Below are 16,750 nucleotides of genomic sequence, written 5' to 3'. Positions count from 1 at the left end.
TTGCGCGAACTCGACTCGCCGGGCCTGCTGATGTCCGGAAACCGGGAGGAGGGCGCCGTCCTGGGCAACCTGCGGCCGAGCCCGCAGCCGGCGGGTCGCGGCACTCTTGTGCGCCGCCGCGACGGTCAGCAGCTCATCCAGACGGCGTGGGTCGAACCGGGGTGACCACAGCTCGGGATCCTGACGGTGTCACCGGGGGTGCGGCGGCGGTAGCCCAGCCAATTCCTCGGTTGCGCGCTGCTCGGCGGCTGCCGCCTGCGCCTTCGCGTCGGCGATCCGGGCGGTCAGCCGGCCCGCTGTCGCACGCACCGCCATCGGCGCAGTCCCCGGATCCGACGGCGGCACGACCTCCCCGTCCGAGGTGACCACGAGCCCCGCGAGGCGCGCCTCGGCGACCGCTCCCAGAGCGAGCCGACGCGCCTGTGTCAGATCGAGCTCCCGGCCCGTGACCGCACCGGCGATCAGGATGTAGGCGTCGTGCGCCTCGTCGAGCTGGCGGATCACCCGTCGGAGGATCTCGTCGGTCTCCTGCTGACCAGAGCCGGCCCGCCAGTGGCCGGCGAGCAGGCGATGCAACCGGCGCAGTTCGTCCGCGGCTTCGCCGACCGCCCGCGCCGCCTGCGTCCACCGTTCGCCCCGGTCGGCGTCGCTGGCGGGCGGCTCGGCCACCAAACGCGCGTACGGAAAGGCCACCCTGCCGTCAGTTGTCATCCGTCGCCTCTCCGAGCGAGTCGGCTCGCCATCTCGTCGTCGGTGGCCGAGACCGAACCCACGACCGTACGGATGACGTCAGCGACTTGATGCAGTTCTTCGGTGATCCGTGGTAGCTCGTCGATCCATTCCACGACGGGCGCCGGCGGATTCTCGTCGGCGACCAGCGGCTCGACCGCGCGAAGGTGGTGCGCGATCGTGTCGATGTCGAGTGCGACGTGGAGAAGGCCCTCGGGATCCATGTCGAGCGAGCCGCTGCTCATCGGTTACTCACCTCCCGGCGGTGCCCCCTCGATCGCGGCGCACTCGGCACCGCCGGACGGGCAACCGCCACACAGGAGTCTAGTCAGCCGGCCCGGCGCAGGTCAGCGTGGCCAGCCGGGCAGTGGCCACGTCGGGAAACAGGTCCTTCTCGACGTGGCCACTGCGGCGTCGCTCAGGACACATCAGCGAGCACAGTGGACAGAACGGCACGGCGGAACGTGGCGGCTGTGTTCACCTGGAGGACAGGTTAGCGCCGTGCCCCGGCGTCTCCCTTGAACTGCGCTACGTGGTGACCAAGCCGGAGTTCGCCATCGCCGGGCTGCTGTACACCGAGCTCGAACAACGCTGCCGCGCGAGCCCGGGTGCCGGGGCGGGAGAAGGAGGCGAAATAGCCGTCGAGGGCGGCGACAAACTCGTCGTCCGACGGCAGGTCGACGCGGTTGACCAGCGCCTTCGTCTCCACGATCGCCTGCTTGTCGAAGCCGGCGATCCGGCTGGCGAAGCGGTCGACGAACTCGTCCAACTCGCCGTCGGGTAGGGCTCGGTTGACGTACCCGTATCGCTCGGCCAGGTCACCTGGGAAGTCGTCAGCGCCCAGTAGCACCTCCAGCGCCCGGCCCCGTCCCATCAGGCGAGGCAGCCAGGCCGTCGTGCCGCCGCCGGGTACGGCGCCCAACCCGACCTCGAACTGTCCGAGTACGGCGCGCTCCCGGCTGGCGAACCGGATGTCGCAGGCCAGGATGAACTCGCTGCCGGCACCCCGGACGCGCCCGCGCACTGAGGCGATGGTGACGACGGGCAGCCGGCTCAGCCGGGTGAAAACGTCGGTGTACGGGTGCATGCCGCGCCGCTTGGAGCTTTCGGTCGCCATGCCGACGACGGTTTGCGGATCGGCGGCCATGTCCCAGTGGGCGATGAAGTAGTCGGGGTTGGCGCTGTCGAAGACGACGACCTGCACGTCGGGATCGGTCTCCAGGCGTGACACGAGGGCGTCGAGTTCGTAGAGCGTGTCCGGGTCCATCAGGTTGACCGGACCGTGGTCGAAGGTCGCGCTCCAGTAGGTGGCGCTGTTCTGGCGTACGTGGATCTGCGGCATGTAGATCTCCGTTGCTTCACGGGGTATCGGCGCTCGGGTGAAACCAACCACCTGGCTTCGGTGTTCAAAGTTAGCATCTGGCTTTGGAATGGCAAGTTAGATGTACCCTGGCCCCATGAAGAAGGTGACGCTTGATCAGGAGTACCCGGTCTGCTCAATCGCCCGCAGCCTGGAGATTGTCGGCGAACGCTGGACCTTCCTCATCCTCCGCGAAGCCTTGTCGGGAAGCACCCGATTCGGGCAGTTCAACGACGCGCTGGAGATCTCCACCGACCTGCTGAGCAACCGCCTGGCCACCCTGGTCAAGGCCGGCATCATGAACAAACGCCCGTACCATGAGCCGGGTCACCGCATTCGGTACGAGTACCACCTCACGCCCGCGGGCGAGGAACTGCGGATCGTCCTCGGCGCGCTTCAGCAGTGGGGCGATCAGCACTGCGCACCGGCGGCCGGGCCCAGCGCACAGCGTCGCAGCCGCAGCACGGGCGCGCAGCTCGAAGTGGCGTTCGTCGACGAGGCCGGCAGGGCCGTCGCCCTCGACGACGTGACTTTCGTCGCCGTATAGCCGCAGGTGAGCGGACCCAGCCAGCGCAACGTCGCCGGGCGTTCACCTTGACGGGGTGCACCGGCTTCCCTGCCTCGTCGACGTGCTCACCGTCGCCGACCTTGTCGCCGTCAACACCTGGTCGCGGCTGTGCATCTGCGGTAACGAGATGTGCTCCCACATCTTCACGGCCACATGCCACTGGCTGGTGCCGCATCAGGCAACGTCTGTCCTGTTGGCACCTCGCGTAGTCGTTCGTCGCCGAGCCGAGCCAGGGGCGGCCGGGCGTACTCCGGGAGGTACAAGCACCAGCCGGAGACCCTGCGCGGGTGCCGCCGCTCGCCGACGCGCCACCCCCGCTCAGCCTGCCCCTTCCGGGGCGCTGACCTCCGCGCGAGGTGCAGTCAGATGACTGATGCCGTACGCACCGCGCAGCGCAAGACTCTGGTGACGGGCGCAGGAAGCGCCCAGGAAATGAGAGCGACGCCGTGCTGGCTGCTGTTCTGTGACCCGGCACGCCCGCGATCGGCGAGGTGAGGGCGAGGGCACCCCGCTCGACGCGGTCGTGGTCCGATCGCGGCGCGACTTGGCGGATCAGTTCGTGAGCCGGCTCGCCACATCACCCGTACTCGGAGGTTCCGTTGTCCCTGCCATCACTCGTTCTCGTTCCGGGCGCCTGGCACAAGCCCGCGCACCTGGCGCTCCTGAAGGACGAACTACGGGATGTCGACGTTCACATCGTCGCCCTGTCCAGCAGTGGTGACGACCCGGCGAAGCTGGGTGACATGCACCGGGACGCGGCACTCATCGAGAAGGCCGTTGCCGAGATCGGCGGTCCTGTCGTCGTCGTGGCCCACTCGTACGGCGGCATCCCCACCAGCGAGGGCCTGGCCGGCGCCGACAACGTCCGGAGGATCATCTACCTCGCCGCGTTCCAGGTCGAGATCGGCGAATCGCTGCTGTCCAGCGCCGGGGGCGCCCCAGCGCCGTGGTGGAAGATCCACGACGGTGCCGGTGCAGGTGACTACGTGGAGCCGGTGGATCCCACCACGGTGTTCTACGGCGACGTCGAGCCCGACATCGCCCGGCAGGCCGTGACCCAGCTGGGATACCAGTCATACGCCTCGAAGACCCAGCAGCAGGCCGGGGCCGCGTGGCACACCATCCCCAGCACGTACATCGTCTGCGAGTCGGACAACGCCCTCCCGCCGGTCGCGCAGGAGTATTTCGCTACCCGCGCCGACCGAGTCGCGCGGATGGCCACGTCCCACTCCCCGTTCCTGTCACAGCCGGCAGCGCTCGCGCGGCTCATCGGGGACGAACTCGCCTCCGCGTGACGAGTCCTCTGCGCGCGGCGTGGGCCGGTGAGGGCCCGCGCCGCACGCGGCGGTGCCGTGCCTGCATGCTTCGCGACCTCACTCGTGCTGGCTTGTGCGGGTCTGGTCCATGATCGTCAGGGCGTCTCGCAGACCCGCCCGTGAGGTGATGCCGAGTTTGGGGAAAATGCGGTAGAGGTGCGCGCCGACGGTCCGCGCCGAGAGGAACAGCTCTTCGCCGATCTCCTTGTTGGTCATGCCGGTCGCGGCCATCTGGGCGATGAGGTGTTCCCGGCCGGTCAGGGCCGCGTTTCCTGGCCGGGGGGCCGTTCCCGTTCGCTGGCCTGCTGCCCTGAGCTCTCGGCGAGCGCTTCGCGCCCACCTGTCGGCTCCGAGGCGTTCGAACGTCCTGTGGGCCCGTCCGAGGTGTTCCCGCGCGGCACGTCCCGACCTCATCCGTCTGAGATGCTGGCCGAACAGGAGTTCGACGCGGGCCTGGTCGAACGGCCACCGTTCAGCCTCCGGTGTCGCGAGCGCCCGGTCGAACAGGCTTGTCGCCTGGTCCTCGGCGGAGACGAGCGCTTCGGCGGCCGTGACAAGCATGTCGAGCCGGCCGGAGATCGTCTCCAGTCGCGCCACACGAGCCGCGGCGACGTGCGCCCGGGCTTCGACGTGGCGGTTGGTCCGGACGGCGGCCTCGACCACGTCGAGCACCATCCAGATCGCCACCGGGCGGAAAGGCGGGATCGTGCCGGCAGGGCCGACTGACGTCGCCTCCCGGTATGCCTCCTCATAGTCCTGCGAGCCCAGCGCCAGCAGGGTCCGGGTGTAGTGGCAGAGATGGCTCACCACGGCCACACCTCGAGGTACGGCCCAATAGATGAGTTCGTCGGTGATCCGTCGCGCGGTCTCGTCGTCGCCGCGTACAGCGGCGAGTGTGGCGACCCAGTGATCGATGGCCCAGCGGAAGAGCCGCAGTCCCTGCTCCTTGGTCAGCGACAGCGCCTCGGCCAGGTACCGGTCGCTGTCCTGCCACTGGCCCAGGAAGTAGGAGTCGAGCGCCAGCAGGGTCAATGCCTGCGTCATGACATTCGTGTCGTCCGCGGCGCGTCCCCGCTCCAGCGCGCGATGCAGGGCGGCCCGGCAGCCGCCGAGCCGGTCCACCCACGACCCGGCGAGGCTGACCAGGACGATCTCGTTGGGGTCATTGACCTGATCCAGGCTCTCGACGAGCCGGTCGAGCTGTCGGTACGAGGCGTCGCCGGCGTTCGCCGGATCCGAGTGCGTGTGCCGCATGAGCACGACGATGTCGAGGCCAGGGCGGTTCAGGTGTGACAAGACCGCGTCGAAGGCTGACCAGAGATGGCTGCGCCCACCGAAGAAGCAGACGTACAGCAGGGTGAGTAGGGCTTCCCTGATCTGGAAGGTCGGATGCGACTCCTCACTCACGACGTCCAACGCGCCAGTGAGGATGCGGTGAGCCGTGTCGACGTCACCGTCGGCGTTGAGGATGACGAATGACGTGGCCACGGCGAGGTCCAGGGACGGTTGATGCCCGGCGTCGAGCTGACGCACCTCGCGCAGCGCGTCACCAGCTCCCGCGATTCCGCCCGCCAGGCGAGCACCGAGGTAGGCCGCGACAGCCAGGCGGCGAGCTTGCTGCGTGCCGGCCGGGCTGAGCATGGAGGCGTTGGTGAGCGCGGTCACCGCGCCGACGATGTCGCCGCGCCGGACCAGCCGATATCCCGCTTCTTCCAACGAGGAGGCTGCTTGCTCATCAGGCCCGTGGCTGCTCTGCGCGAGATGCCACACCCGCCGGTCCGGGTCGTCACGCGTGCCCTCGGCCAACCGGCGGTGCGCCGAGCGCCGCTGCGCGGCCGTGGAGGTGTTGACGACGGCCGATCGCGTCAGCGGATGAGAGAACACCAGTCGCGTGCCATGGTCAGTTATGTGGACTACTCCAGCGCGTTCCGCGGGTGCCAGCGTCTCCAGGAGCCGCTTACCCGCCGCGGCCTCAAGGACGCGGAGGCTTCCGGTCGCCTCGAGGGCGGCGAGAAGCAGCGATTGTCGCGTGGCATCCGGCAGACCAGCGATTCGAGACGAGAATGCCGCCTGGAGTCGGCGGTTGAGCGGGACGACAGAGAGGTCCGCCGTCGGACTGTCGCGACCTGGGCCGGCGAGGGCCAGCGGCAGTTCAACGAGGGCCAATGGGTTCCCGGCCGCGCCGGCCAACACCTGTCGTCGGATCGCGGGCGGCAACTCGGGATGACGGGCCGTCAGAAGCTCTGCCGCCGCCTGCTCGTCGAGATGGGCCAGCACGTACTCGTCGAGCCGTGCGCGCTCGAAGAAACCTTCGGCCGCCGGGCGCGTCGACCCCAGCAGGCCGACGCGCGTTCCGGTCAGTCGCCGGGCCAGGAGCGTGAGCACCGCGGCGCTTGACCTGTCGAGCCATTGGACGTCGTCGACGAGGATGAGGATCGGTGAATCTTGAGCTGCGGCACGGAGAAGATCCCGGAGAGCTTCGGTGACGGCCATCCGGTCCAGTGTCGTAGGAGTGGTCGGATGGAACAGGGCTTCCAGGATGGCGGCGTGCGTAACCTCGGCGCCGGAGACCGCATCGACGATCGGGCTCACAATCTGTTTCAGTGCCGCGAAACTGATATCCGCTTCGAACTCGACCGCCGTCACCTCCAGGACACGGCCACCCTCTGCCACCCAACGGCGGGCGGCGTATCGCAGCAGCGTGGTCTTACCCAAACCGGGATCGGCGACGATGATCAAAGATTTACCGGACGTGCGAGAGTGCTCGCAGAGGTCATCGATTGCCGCTAGAACGTCGCTTCTGCCGACGATGTCTCTCGTCATTTCCCGTCACGCTCTGCGTCGTCGGACTCGGCCGGCTTCAGCGGCCTGGTAGGGAACGATCATATCGGTTCAACGAGGTCGAGCTGATTGATGTCGGAGGGTCCCGCTACCAGACGTCGCCGCCGCTGCCCCAGGTGCGGGAGCTTCTGGTCGCAGCGCCGCATCCGCCAGTCGACGCGTTCGTCCCCTTCGTTGATCACCCGAGACTCGAACGCGCCGGGATCGTGCTGGGTAGCCCACGACGCCACTGCGGCGCCGATAACCTTCTACGGATTCGAAGGTGTCAACCGGGGTGGCTCTCGCTTGTCAGCGGGTGACATCGGTTCACGTCGAGAGCGGATGTTGCCGGTTGGTCAGGTGGCAGTCGGGGTGCGAGCCACCTCGTGCGACGGAAGAGCATGCTTCGACCCGATCGTGAAGCGTCCCTGGCCGGACACCGCCTGCCCGCCCGCCTGCCCGCCCGCCCGCGCGGGCGGGCGGTCGGCGACCACGAGCGCCTGGGGTGCGACGGTCTTCATCGCGACGTCGCTTCCGGCCGCGTTGCCTTACGGCGCAATGGTTGCGCACGCGACCGTTGCTGACTCTCGACTGGCGTCGGAGGGGAAGGTTAGGCTTCGCCCAGGCTTCCATCGACGCTAGGAGATGTCGTGTCGCGCCGTACCGGTAAGCCCTCCTACCAGCTGTCCGCGCCTGACACGAACCGCCGTCGTATGGCACGTGTCGCCGTCGTCGTCGCGACGATTGGGCTCGCGGCTGTTCTGGTGGGAGGCGCCGCCGGTTACACGGCCAACCAACCGGACGGCGTCGACTCGGCTGTCGCTGACCTACGCGAGGCCGAGGCGCAGCGTGACAGTCAGCAGATCGTCGAGCTGACGGCAACGGCCCGCAGCCTTCGTGCGGAGATCTCTCCCATTCTCAGCGCTCTGCGCGCAGAGACGCCAACCGGTCAGCAGCCAGGCCCTGAGCAGGCGCGCCAGTGGCGACAGACCATGCTGCGGGCGGCGGAGCCGTTCGCAAATCCTCCGTCGGGCACTACCGCGACCAATGTGGCGCGTGGAGGGCTGCGCAGCGCCGTGGAGCAGGCGTCCCTGGCTGTCGAGTCGTATCTCCTCGCGGTTACCGGGCCGCCCACGCAGCGGGCCGCTCTGACCGAACTGGCGAAACGACAGGCAGTCCAAGCGGCGGCCGCCTGGTCCGTCGCGGCCACTCAGCTCGATCAGGTCAACATTGATGCCGGCCAAGGCCATCAGCACGTCTACCTGGACACTGGTCCCGGCGGTGGCGCCTTTACTCCTGACGGCGCGGCCGAGGGATCGGGCGGGTGACCGGTCGCTGGTAGGAACCGAGACCGGCTTGCGCGTGCTTCTCTGCTTTCCTCGCTGGGGCGCCAGTCTCCGCAGCGCTTCGGCGGCCCATTCGCCTGAGGGTGCCCGGCGGGTGCGGAGGACTACTCGTACGGGTCCTTGGGGGCGGTCACCTGTCGCCAGGATTCGACGTCGATGTAGGGGATCTCTTCGTCGTTGATGGAGTCGCGGGTGACGCGGTCGGTGTAGCGGCCGGTGACCTGGACCCAGGTGTCGTCGGCCAGGTCGGTGGGCGCGTTGCCGGCCATGCCGAGTTTAACGGGTCGGCCGTCGGCGGCGCAGCAGGACAGGATCATGCGGGCGAGGATCGGTTGTCCGTCGGGTCCCGGGGTGATGAAGCCGGTGAGCTGGACCCGGCGGTTGCCGATCGACTGGCCCTTGTCGAACAGGGCGCGGGAGGCGTAGTCGAACACCGTGGTCGTCGCCGGATCGCCGGCAGGCAAGGGAGGGTAGTCGTAGTCGTAGTCCTGCTCGGCGGTGAGTGCGGTGCCCGCTTGGCCGGCGGCGTAGGAACCGAGGGCTGGTGGGGTTACGAGCAGCAGTCCAAGTGCGGGAAGGAGAAGCAGCCAGGCGACCCGTAGTTCGTGGTGGCTGTGTTCGTCGTGGAGTTCGTCCGCCGTTGACACGCTCGTGCTCTGCTCAGCGCTGTTCCGTCCATTCTCGCCAGCGTGGTCGTTCGGGTTGCTCCCGTCCTCGAGCGCGTCGGTGTGGGGACGCAGTTCGTACCAGAGGGTCATCACCGCGGCGACGATCAGCAGGAGGCTGGCGGCGATGAGGAACGGTCGCAGCCCTTCCTTGACGTAGCGCAGGTAGAGGTCCGTGACGCTGGCCCGCAGGACCGCAGCCCCGAAGAAGATCATGACGCAGGCCTGGGCCATCCGGTTCACAGCAGCACCATCCCGGTGATGACGGCGACCGCGACGGCGACCGTGAAGGTGGCTGGCGCGAATCGGGCGGCGAAGCGCCGGCCGAAGATGCCGGCCTGCATGGAGATGAGTTTCAGATCGACCATCGGGCCGACTACCAGGAAGGCCAGTCGGGCGGTGAGGGAGAACTGCGACAGCGAGGCGGCGACGAACGCGTCCGCTTCGGAACAGATCGACAGCAGGACGGCGAGCCCGGCCAGGGCGAGCACGGACAGCACCGGCTGGTCGGCGAGGGTCTGCAGCCACTGTTCCGGGACAACAACGTTGATGGTGGCCGCGGCCATCGCGCCGATGACGAGGAACCCGCCGGCGTGGACCACGTCGTGCCGTGCGGCGGACCAGAACGCTTCGCCGCGTCGGAGCCCGTCCAGGTCGGGTCGACGGGGGAGTCGGATCCAGTCGGCGCGGCCCAGTCGCAGCCAGAGCCAGCCCATGACCATGGCGACGACGAGGCTGGCCACCGCGCGGGCGAGGACCATCTCGGGGTTGTCAGGAAAGGCCACGGCCGTGGCGACGAGAACGATCGGGTTGATCGCCGGTGCGGCGAGCAGGAATGCTAGTGCCGCCGCCGGTGTGACGCCGCGGCGGATCAGGGAGCCTGCGATCGGCACGGCCCCGCACTCGCAGCCGGGAAGGACCACCCCGGCGGCGCTGGCTACCGGGACGGCGAGGGCGGGGTGCTTGGGCAGGGCCCGGGCCCAGAACGAGCGGGGTACGAAGACCGCGATCACGGCGGACAGCAGCACCCCGAAGACGAGGAATGGTACGGCCTGCACCATCACTGAGACGAATACCGTCGTCCAGGTCGCCAGCGACGGTGCGGACAGCAGTCTCGCCAGGGGGTCGCGCAGGAAGATGAGCAGCAACAGCACGGCGGCGAAGATCTCGACCGAACCGACCCGGCCGGCGAAGGCAAACAGGGGCCGGTGATCGCGGTCGTGCTGAGCGGCGTCGAGGGCTGGCGGTGTGGCGTCTGCGTCGCGGGGCGCGTCGGCGGCTGTGCTGGTGCTCGACGAGGTGGTGGGCTCGGATGCGGCCACGCCGCCCCCTTCTCTGCTCTGGGCATGTGGATCTGGCGTGAGCCTTCGTGGTGGCGACGATCAAGGGTGACTTTCGGCACGTGCTTCGCCTCGGCCTGCGCCAGCAGTTCGGCGTCGTGCGACCCCACCGCCTCGGCGGCGGTGGCCGCAGGGGTGCCGGAGGTGGAGGGAGCGGCGCTCGCGGTAGCGGCCGCGCCCGTCACGGTTCTGACGCCGGCCGCCGGGACCGACGCGGAGAGCCCGGTCAAGGTACGCCTGCTCGGGTTGCGGCGTCTACGCACGTTCTCTCCTCCAGAGAACAGGGCTCTGAGATGACAGGGCACCCTTGAGCAAATCCTTCGTGGTGTTGGTAGTCGTTGTCGATAGATGTCACGACGTTGTGATCTGTCCGTGACATCGTCAACGTTCGCTGTCGCGCACCCAGGCGGTCGGCACTTTTCGCAACGGGCCGATCTGCTGCCTTGCACGGGCGAAGTGGCAGGTCGAGACATGGCGCGGCCGCGGTAAGGCCCGGCGACGCATAATGGTGCGACCGGCAGCGAGGCGCGTGTCGGAAGCGGCAGGCCGGCGGCGGCCGAAATTGCGGGAGGATGGCGGCCACGGTGAATCAGGCGATGCCGAATGTAACCCGGAACACCCGACAGCGGGCAGAGGTGCTGGCGCTGTTGCGCGAGGTGGAGGGTTTCCACTCGGCGCAGCAACTGCACCAGATGCTGCTGGCCCGCAAGGCGGGGGTCGGCCTGACCACCGTCTACCGGACGTTGCAGCTGCTGGTGGATGCCGGTGAGGTCGACTCGACTCGGCTGCCGGGCGGAGAACAACTCTTCCGCCGTTGCAGCCAGAGCAAACACCACCACCACCTGGTTTGCCGAGACTGCGGGCGCACGGTCGAGGTGGCCGGGCCGGCCGTGGAACGGTGGGCCGACCAGGTTGCCGCGCAGCACGGGTTCGTCGACGTCGGTCACACCTTGGAGATCTTCGGCACCTGTGCCGAGTGCGTGCGCTGAGCGATCAACGGATCGTTCCTTGGGGTAGGGCCGGGAAGTCCGGAAGAATCCGGCCTGGTCCATCCATGGGGGCCGAGCATCTTCTGCCGATCGGCTGACTTCCCGCCTTGGACCGCGATCCGGTCGCCGCGGGCAACCAGCTCGCGGTCGAGGTCGGGTATCAGGCTCAATCGCGCGGGGCTACGTCGACCACCTGCGGCGCCGGTCGGTCCGGTCGACCGGCGCCCCGATGGTCAGGTTCCCTGTGGCCTGCGGCGGGCGTACTTCTGGCGGAACTTCTCGACTCGACCTGCGGTGTCGAGAAGGCGTTGCTTGCCGGTCCAGAAGGGGTGGCTGGCAGACGAGATCTGGACGTCGATGACGGGGTAGGTGTTGCCGTCGGGCCACTCGATGATCTGGTCGCTGGTGGCGGTGGAGCGGGTGAGGAAGGCGAAGTCGGCGCTCTTGTCGCGGTAGACGACGGGTCGGTAGTCGGGGTGGATTCCGGGCTTCATGCGGGTTGCGCTCCTTCGGTGTCGGTGTCGGTGTCGGTGTCGGTGTCGGTGTCGGCCAACTCCTCGGTGTTGAGGGGGAAACAGCCGGCGAACGGGTCGTGGTAGGTGCGCCAGGTTTCTTCGCCGTCGGCGAGTTCGCCGTCGGTGAGCAGGCAGCGGGCGAGGGTGCGGTGCAGCTCGACGGGGTCGGCGTCGAGGCCGATGAAGACCAGGTGCTGGTGGCGGTCCCCGTAGTAGGGATCCCATTCCAGGGCGGCGGCAAGGCGGCGCTGGTCTTCGACGTGCTCCCAGCGGTTCTCGGGCAGGCTCACCAGCCAGTGTCCGAGCGAGCCCATGGACAGGCCGCCGCCGGCGAATTCCCAGGCCACCACGGTGTCCGGTTGGCTGGCCAGCCAGAGGTGGCCTCGGGAGCGGATCATCTCGGCGTTGACCTGCTCCAGGACGTCGTGCAGGCGTTGCGGGTGGAACGGGCGGCGGGCGCGGAAGACGGCGGAGACCACACCGCAGTCGGATTCCGGCTCGTGGGTGCCCAGCGTGTAGCCCTGGAGACCGCGGGCGAGCAGCCCGGGGGTCTCCGGTCGGTGCCGGTGGGTGTGGCGCAGTTGGCGGGTCAGCGTGCTGGCGTCGACGAGGTCACCGTCGACGCGGACGTGAGCCGCCCACGGCGCCATCCGCTGTAGCAGGACCGACAGCCGGCTGGTGTCGAACTCGCCCTCCCGGGACTGGCCCCAGAGCAGCAGGGTGTCGGCGTACTCGATCTGGCGGATCACGACGTCGGCGAGCGCGCGGTCGTCGTTATCCGCGGCCTGGATGCCGAGTGCGGTGAGGTCGTCGGTGCTGGCGAGGCCGTCGAGGAGGTGTTCGGCGTCGAGGACGGTGACGTAGGAGTCGACGCGGATGAGCGCGGTGATCGGTGCGCCGTCGACGAGGCAGTGGGCGCAGGCGGCGGCGACCGCCTCTGGTTCCACCACTTCGGGCAGCATCAGCACCAGGTCGCGGCCGGGATGGCTGCGGGCGAGTCGGACGAGGGTGGGCAGCACGTCTTCGCGCAGCGTGCAGGAGGCGCAGCCGTGCCTCAGGGTGGCCTGCTCGTCCTCGACGATGCCTGAGCTGGAGCGAACCACCCGGCGTACGACGCCGTCGCGGATCCCGGCGAGGTCGTGCCGCACCAGCAGCAGTGACTCGTCGGCGGCGAGCAACGCCCGGGCGACGGCGAAGGTCGCCGTTGGCCAGAACCCGGACAGCACCGTCAACGACGGGCGGGTATCCGCGTCCGCTGTGACGACGTGGGTCGGGGCCTGTGGTGACGACGACATCGCACTCCTCTCGACGCTAACTGAAAACGATTGTCATTCTAGGCACACTCGGGGTGGCGAGGCGAATGGCGGCCCTAGAGGCGCGGCGGGTTCCTGTCGAGGCCACTGGCAGCGCCCCGGGGCGGGTCTGACCGAACGGGTGATGTAGAACTGAAAACCGTTGTCGTTATCGTTTGTCCTGAGCAAGGGAGCGTGCACTGTGTCCCGACGTTGTGACGTCACCGGCGCGAAGCCGAGCTTCGGCAACGCCGTGTCCCACTCCCACCGGCGCACCCGCCGCAGGTGGAACCCGAACCTGCAGAACCACCGCTACTGGCTGCCGTCGCAACGGCGATGGGTCAGCCTCACTCTCACGACGAAGGCGTTGAAGACCGTGGACCGCAAGGGCATCGAGAAGGTCGTCGCCGAACTGCGCGTCCGGGGGGTGAAGCTCTGATGGCCCGCCAGACCGATGTGCGACCGATCGTGCGGCTGCGCAGCACCGCCGGCACCGGCTACACCTACGTCACCCGCAAGAACCGTCGCAACGACCCGGACCGGCTGGTCCTGCGCAAGTACGACCCGGTCGTCCGCCGGCACGTCGAGTTCCGCGAGGCCCGCTGATGGCCAAGAAGAGTCTGGTCAATCGGCAGACGCGCCGCGAGGAACTGGTAGCCCGGCACGCCGGGGGGCGCGCGGAGCTGAAGCGGCTGGTCGCCCACCCGGACACCGACCCGGAGGTACGCGCCGCTGCGGTGCGCCGGCTCAGCCGTCTGCCACGGGATTCCAGCCCGGTGCGACTGCGTTCGCGCGACCAGATCGACGGCCGCCCGCGCGGGGTGCTGACCCGATTCGGGCTGTCCCGGGTGCGCTTCCGCGAGCTGGCCCTACGTGGCGAGCTGCCCGGGGTGCGCAAGGCGTCGTGGTGACGTCACCACACATACCACCGCGCGCAGGTACGCGCGGCGTGAAAGGGGAGGTATGAATGCGACTCTGAGGCCTCGCGGTCTCGCGGCCCTGGTTGCCGGGGCGGTGGTGGTCGCCGGCGCGGTGCTGGCACCGACCGCTGCGTCGGCGGCCGAGAAGGTGGTGTTGTCCGAGGGGCACGTTGATGCGCTCGACGTGCACTACGAGGATGGTGCGCTGTCGTTGAAGGTGCACGACGACACGGTCAGCCCTTCGGTGACGCGGGATCCGGCGGACGTGACGTTCCAGGTTCTGCCGGAGGCGGCGATGGCCGTTCCGGACGACCCTCGGTTCGCCTTCCTCGGGCCGGCGGGCAACCAGGTCTGGTTGCTCCCGTTGACCCAGGACCCGGATCTGCTCTGGCCGGGTTGGAACACCACCACGCTCGGCTCGGGGGTGTTCGAGGGGAACAAGGTGCGGCTGAGCCTGGTCGATGTGCAGGGGCCGGGCACCGTCACACTGTTCACGCAGGACTCGTTCGGCGGTCCGATCATCAAGTTCCGCTCCGACGACGCTCTGCCGGACGCGATCGACGTGCCGGTTAACACCCACGCGCACTCGAACTGGGCGTTCAACGCGCTGGGCAGCTACACCCTGACGTTCCAGGCCGACGCGACGTTGACAAACGGCACGACGGTCAGCACCGGGCCGGTCAACTACTCGTTCGTCGTCGGCGAGCTGTCCGGCGGTGGGCCGCAGGTCGGCCTGTCGGTCAGCGGCATGGCCAACGAGTACCAGCCCAACGACACGGTGACGCTCAACGCGGTGCAGACGCCGCAGACCGAGCTGGACCACTACCACTGGTTCAGCAGGTGCCCCGGCACGGACGACTGGGCCATCATCGCGGGTGAGGCGGGGGCGAGCTACTCGTTCACGGCCACCCGGGAGCTGAACGCCTGCGAGTACGTGGCCAAGCTCTACGACGACGACCACGTCGTGGTCGCGTCCAGCGAACCGGTGGCCCTCTGGGTGGCGTTCCCGCCGGAGGAGCCGGGCACCTCGCAGACGATCACCGCGTCGATCGACGAGACGCAGGGTTCTCTGGTGATCAGCGTCAACCCGGACGACCGCGCCGTGGTGCTGCCGCCCGCGCAGCTCACCGCAGGTGGTGACCGGTGGGAGAGCAATGGTGAGCTCCGCCCGGTCACGGTGACCGACACCCGCGCCGGCCAACCGGGGTGGAGCGCGTCCGGACAGATCCCGGCGGACTTCGCCGGCCCGGATGGTGTGACGTTCAGCTCCGGCTACCTCGGCTGGAGCCCTCGGGTCATCGCCCAGGGCTCCGGGCAGGGTGTCATCGCTGGTCCGGAGGTTACGCCGTACGTCGTCGGGTCCGGCGGCGGTCTCGGTAACAGCGCGGTGCTGGGAGCGGCGCCGGGCGGTGCCGGGCGGGGCACCGCGCAACTGGGCGCGGGTCTGCGGCTGAGCCTGCCCACCGAGACGGCCGGGGGCACCTACACCGCGACCCTCACCCTCACCGCGATCTGACCGCCCGAACCCGTCCGGTGGCCCGGCGCTGAACCGTGCCACCGGACGGTCGCGGGGTGGGTGGGCCGTTGCCGCGACCCGCCCACCCCGCCTCACCCCTCTATCAAGGAACGGAACTCATCCTCGCCATGCGCCTGTTCGCCGCCATCGCCACCGGCATCGCCCTGCTCGGCGCGGCTCCGGCACCGCCCACGCCGACGCCCCCCGCACCGCCGGCGTCAGCCGCGACGTGGGGAGTAGCGCCGTCGAGTGCGAAGGGCCCGAACGGTCGGCCGGCATTCACCTACAAGCTCGATCCCGGCGCCACCCTGACCGACTACGTCGCGGTCACCAACCACTCGGCGCGCCCGCTCACCCTGAACCTCTATGCCAGCGACGCGTTCACCACTGCGCAGGGCGGGTTCGACCTGCTGGCCGGTGGTCAGAAGCCCACCGACGTCGGCGCCTGGGTCCGCTTCACCGGCGGCACCGTGACCATCCCGTCCACGTCCCGCCTGGACATCCCGTTCTCGCTCACGGTGCCGAACAACGCCACGCCCGGAGACCACGTCGGCGGGATCGTCGCCTCGCTCGCCGCCACGTCGGCGGACGCGCAGGGCAGCCAGGTTGCCGTCGACCACCGCGTCGGCGCGCGGATCTACCTGCGGGTGACCGGCGAGCTGCAACCGGCGCTGACCGTCGAGGACCTTCGGGTACGACACACCGGCTCGCTCAACCCCCTCGCCGGTGGCACGCTCACCGCCACCTTCACCGTCCGCAACACCGGCAACGTCCGGCTCACCGGGCAGCCCACACTCGCCGCGTCCGGCCCGTTCGGCCTCGGCCGGCACTCGGTCGACGCGCAGGCCCTGCCGGAGATCCTGCCCGGCGGCGAACTGACCACCACCGTCCGCATGACGGGCGTACCACCACTGTTCTGGCTGACCGCAAGCGCCGCTGTCACGCCTGCCGCCGTGGGCGACCAGGTCCTCGACCCGCAGCCGGCGGTCGCCACGGCGCGGGTCTCCGTGTGGGCGGTGCCCTGGCCCCAGCTGGTCCTGCTGGCCCTGCTCGCCCTCGCCGGCTGGGCGCTGGTCGCCGGCCGTCGGCGGCGGGCCCGACAGATCGCCCGGGCGGTGGCCGCCGCCCGGGAGGAGGGCCGTGCCGAGGCCAGCAGGGAGACCGAACGGACCCAGGACGGCGGGCAGGCCGCGGCCCCCGCCGCGATCGGCGCGGGCTCCCGGCGCGGCGGTGGCAGCGTGCCGCCGGATCGCCCGGGACCGGACCCCGCTCGTCGCGAACCGTGCCACCACACCCGCCAGCACGGCATTGACCCCCCGCTGGGGGACGAGCGACGCCCGGCCACGCCCGTAACCGCGGTGCCGCTGCGGCCCC

The 16,750-nt window shown here is 69.4% G+C and carries 17 protein-coding genes; 9 read left to right on the top strand and 8 right to left on the bottom strand.

Annotated features, from left to right (window positions below):
* Positions 1 to 189 precede the first annotated feature (189 nt).
* From PSH25_RS10860 to PSH25_RS10850, 3 genes are all read right to left on the bottom strand, one after another.
* On the bottom strand, positions 190 to 669 hold the full coding sequence (locus tag PSH25_RS10860) for a hypothetical protein (protein ID WP_238658948.1): 480 nt from the start codon (positions 667 to 669) through the stop codon (positions 190 to 192).
* Positions 670 to 707: 38 nt separating this feature from the next.
* Positions 708 to 974 carry a hypothetical protein gene (locus PSH25_RS10855; RefSeq protein ID WP_238658947.1) on the bottom strand — a complete coding sequence of 89 codons (267 nt, stop codon included), beginning with the start codon at positions 972 to 974 and terminating at the stop codon, positions 708 to 710.
* 248 nt (positions 975 to 1,222) lie between these two features.
* On the bottom strand, positions 1,223 to 2,071 hold the full coding sequence (locus PSH25_RS10850) for an enoyl-CoA hydratase/isomerase family protein (RefSeq protein ID WP_238658945.1): 849 nt from the start codon (positions 2,069 to 2,071) through the stop codon (positions 1,223 to 1,225).
* Between the two features lie 115 nt (positions 2,072 to 2,186).
* On the opposite strand from PSH25_RS10850, the gene PSH25_RS10845 reads away from it, so the two are divergent.
* Complete coding sequence (locus tag PSH25_RS10845) at positions 2,187 to 2,636, top strand: winged helix-turn-helix transcriptional regulator (RefSeq protein WP_238658944.1); 450 nt, start codon at positions 2,187 to 2,189, stop codon at positions 2,634 to 2,636.
* A 620-nt stretch (positions 2,637 to 3,256) separates the two neighbouring features.
* Positions 3,257 to 3,952: an alpha/beta hydrolase gene (locus PSH25_RS10840; protein WP_238658942.1), complete on the top strand. Its 696-nt coding sequence runs from the start codon at positions 3,257 to 3,259 to the stop codon at positions 3,950 to 3,952.
* Between the two features lie 78 nt (positions 3,953 to 4,030).
* Here PSH25_RS10840 and PSH25_RS10835 read toward each other — a convergent pair whose 3' ends face one another.
* A complete protein-coding gene (locus PSH25_RS10835) occupies positions 4,031 to 6,796 on the bottom strand; it encodes an ATP-binding protein (protein WP_238658940.1) in 2,766 nt (921 codons plus the stop codon).
* 647 nt (positions 6,797 to 7,443) lie between these two features.
* On the opposite strand from PSH25_RS10835, the gene PSH25_RS10830 reads away from it, so the two are divergent.
* On the top strand, positions 7,444 to 8,121 hold the full coding sequence (locus PSH25_RS10830) for a hypothetical protein (RefSeq protein ID WP_238658939.1): 678 nt from the start codon (positions 7,444 to 7,446) through the stop codon (positions 8,119 to 8,121).
* A 122-nt stretch (positions 8,122 to 8,243) separates the two neighbouring features.
* On the opposite strand, the gene PSH25_RS10825 is transcribed toward PSH25_RS10830, so the two are convergent.
* Together PSH25_RS10825 and PSH25_RS10820 are read right to left on the bottom strand one after the other, a co-directional pair.
* The gene (locus PSH25_RS10825; RefSeq protein WP_238658937.1) at positions 8,244 to 9,047 is read right to left on the bottom strand and encodes a TIGR03943 family putative permease subunit; all 804 of its coding nucleotides are present in this window, start codon (positions 9,045 to 9,047) and stop codon (positions 8,244 to 8,246) included.
* On the bottom strand, positions 9,044 to 10,006 hold the full coding sequence (locus tag PSH25_RS10820) for a permease (RefSeq protein ID WP_238658950.1): 963 nt from the start codon (positions 10,004 to 10,006) through the stop codon (positions 9,044 to 9,046). The genes PSH25_RS10825 and PSH25_RS10820 overlap by 4 nt, the downstream gene beginning before the upstream one ends.
* Positions 10,007 to 10,716: 710 nt before the next feature.
* Here PSH25_RS10820 and PSH25_RS10815 point away from each other — a divergent pair.
* Positions 10,717 to 11,133: a Fur family transcriptional regulator gene (locus tag PSH25_RS10815; protein WP_238658935.1), complete on the top strand. Its 417-nt coding sequence runs from the start codon at positions 10,717 to 10,719 to the stop codon at positions 11,131 to 11,133.
* A gap of 233 nt (positions 11,134 to 11,366) precedes the next feature.
* Here PSH25_RS10815 and PSH25_RS10810 read toward each other — a convergent pair whose 3' ends face one another.
* Both PSH25_RS10810 and PSH25_RS10805 read right to left on the bottom strand, forming a co-directional pair.
* Complete coding sequence (locus PSH25_RS10810; RefSeq protein ID WP_238658933.1) at positions 11,367 to 11,627, bottom strand: type B 50S ribosomal protein L31; 261 nt, start codon at positions 11,625 to 11,627, stop codon at positions 11,367 to 11,369.
* Positions 11,624 to 12,943: a CobW family GTP-binding protein gene (locus PSH25_RS10805; protein ID WP_238658932.1), complete on the bottom strand. Its 1,320-nt coding sequence runs from the start codon at positions 12,941 to 12,943 to the stop codon at positions 11,624 to 11,626. Before PSH25_RS10805 ends, PSH25_RS10810 begins: the two co-directional genes overlap by 4 nt.
* 199 nt (positions 12,944 to 13,142) lie before the next feature.
* Here PSH25_RS10805 and rpmB point away from each other — a divergent pair, with 199 nt between their 5' ends.
* The 5 genes from rpmB to PSH25_RS10780 all read left to right on the top strand — a co-directional run.
* Positions 13,143 to 13,379 (top strand): 50S ribosomal protein L28, encoded by a 237-nt coding sequence (rpmB, locus tag PSH25_RS10800; RefSeq protein ID WP_238658930.1) that lies wholly within the window; start codon positions 13,143 to 13,145, stop codon positions 13,377 to 13,379.
* Positions 13,379 to 13,546, top strand: a complete 168-nt coding sequence (gene rpmG / locus PSH25_RS10795; RefSeq protein ID WP_013287204.1) for a 50S ribosomal protein L33 — start codon at positions 13,379 to 13,381, stop codon at positions 13,544 to 13,546. The genes rpmB and rpmG overlap by 1 nt, the downstream gene beginning before the upstream one ends.
* Complete coding sequence (rpsN, locus tag PSH25_RS10790; RefSeq protein WP_238658928.1) at positions 13,546 to 13,851, top strand: 30S ribosomal protein S14; 306 nt, start codon at positions 13,546 to 13,548, stop codon at positions 13,849 to 13,851. The genes rpmG and rpsN overlap by 1 nt, the downstream gene beginning before the upstream one ends.
* Positions 13,852 to 13,903: 52 nt before the next feature.
* Positions 13,904 to 15,376 (top strand): choice-of-anchor M domain-containing protein, encoded by a 1,473-nt coding sequence (locus tag PSH25_RS10785; protein WP_238658927.1) that lies wholly within the window; start codon positions 13,904 to 13,906, stop codon positions 15,374 to 15,376.
* A 128-nt stretch (positions 15,377 to 15,504) separates the two neighbouring features.
* Positions 15,505 to 16,750: WxL protein peptidoglycan domain-containing protein (locus tag PSH25_RS10780; RefSeq protein ID WP_372492764.1), on the top strand; the 1,246-nt coding region annotated here is incomplete at its 3' end.

Origin of the sequence: Micromonospora foliorum (genome assembly GCF_022229015.1) — a bacterium.
Classification (GTDB): domain Bacteria; phylum Actinomycetota; class Actinomycetes; order Mycobacteriales; family Micromonosporaceae; genus Micromonospora; species Micromonospora foliorum.
The sequence above is the reverse complement of the archived record's forward strand: the minus strand, read 5'-3'. Positions and strand labels throughout refer to the sequence as shown.

Coding starts and splice junctions, on each gene's coding strand:
- PSH25_RS10815 (WP_238658935.1), top strand. CDS start 10,717: ATGGCGGCCACGGTGAATCAGGCGATGCCGAATGTAACCCGGAACACC.
- PSH25_RS10850 (WP_238658945.1), bottom strand. CDS start 2,071: ATGCCGCAGATCCACGTACGCCAGAACAGCGCCACCTACTGGAGCGCG.
- PSH25_RS10785 (WP_238658927.1), top strand. CDS start 13,904: ATGAATGCGACTCTGAGGCCTCGCGGTCTCGCGGCCCTGGTTGCCGGG.
- PSH25_RS10855 (WP_238658947.1), bottom strand. CDS start 974: ATGAGCAGCGGCTCGCTCGACATGGATCCCGAGGGCCTTCTCCACGTC.
- PSH25_RS10810 (WP_238658933.1), bottom strand. CDS start 11,627: ATGAAGCCCGGAATCCACCCCGACTACCGACCCGTCGTCTACCGCGAC.
- PSH25_RS10845 (WP_238658944.1), top strand. CDS start 2,187: ATGAAGAAGGTGACGCTTGATCAGGAGTACCCGGTCTGCTCAATCGCC.
- rpsN (WP_238658928.1), top strand. CDS start 13,546: ATGGCCAAGAAGAGTCTGGTCAATCGGCAGACGCGCCGCGAGGAACTG.
- PSH25_RS10805 (WP_238658932.1), bottom strand. CDS start 12,943: ATGTCGTCGTCACCACAGGCCCCGACCCACGTCGTCACAGCGGACGCG.
- rpmG (WP_013287204.1), top strand. CDS start 13,379: ATGGCCCGCCAGACCGATGTGCGACCGATCGTGCGGCTGCGCAGCACC.
- PSH25_RS10835 (WP_238658940.1), bottom strand. CDS start 6,796: ATGACGAGAGACATCGTCGGCAGAAGCGACGTTCTAGCGGCAATCGAT.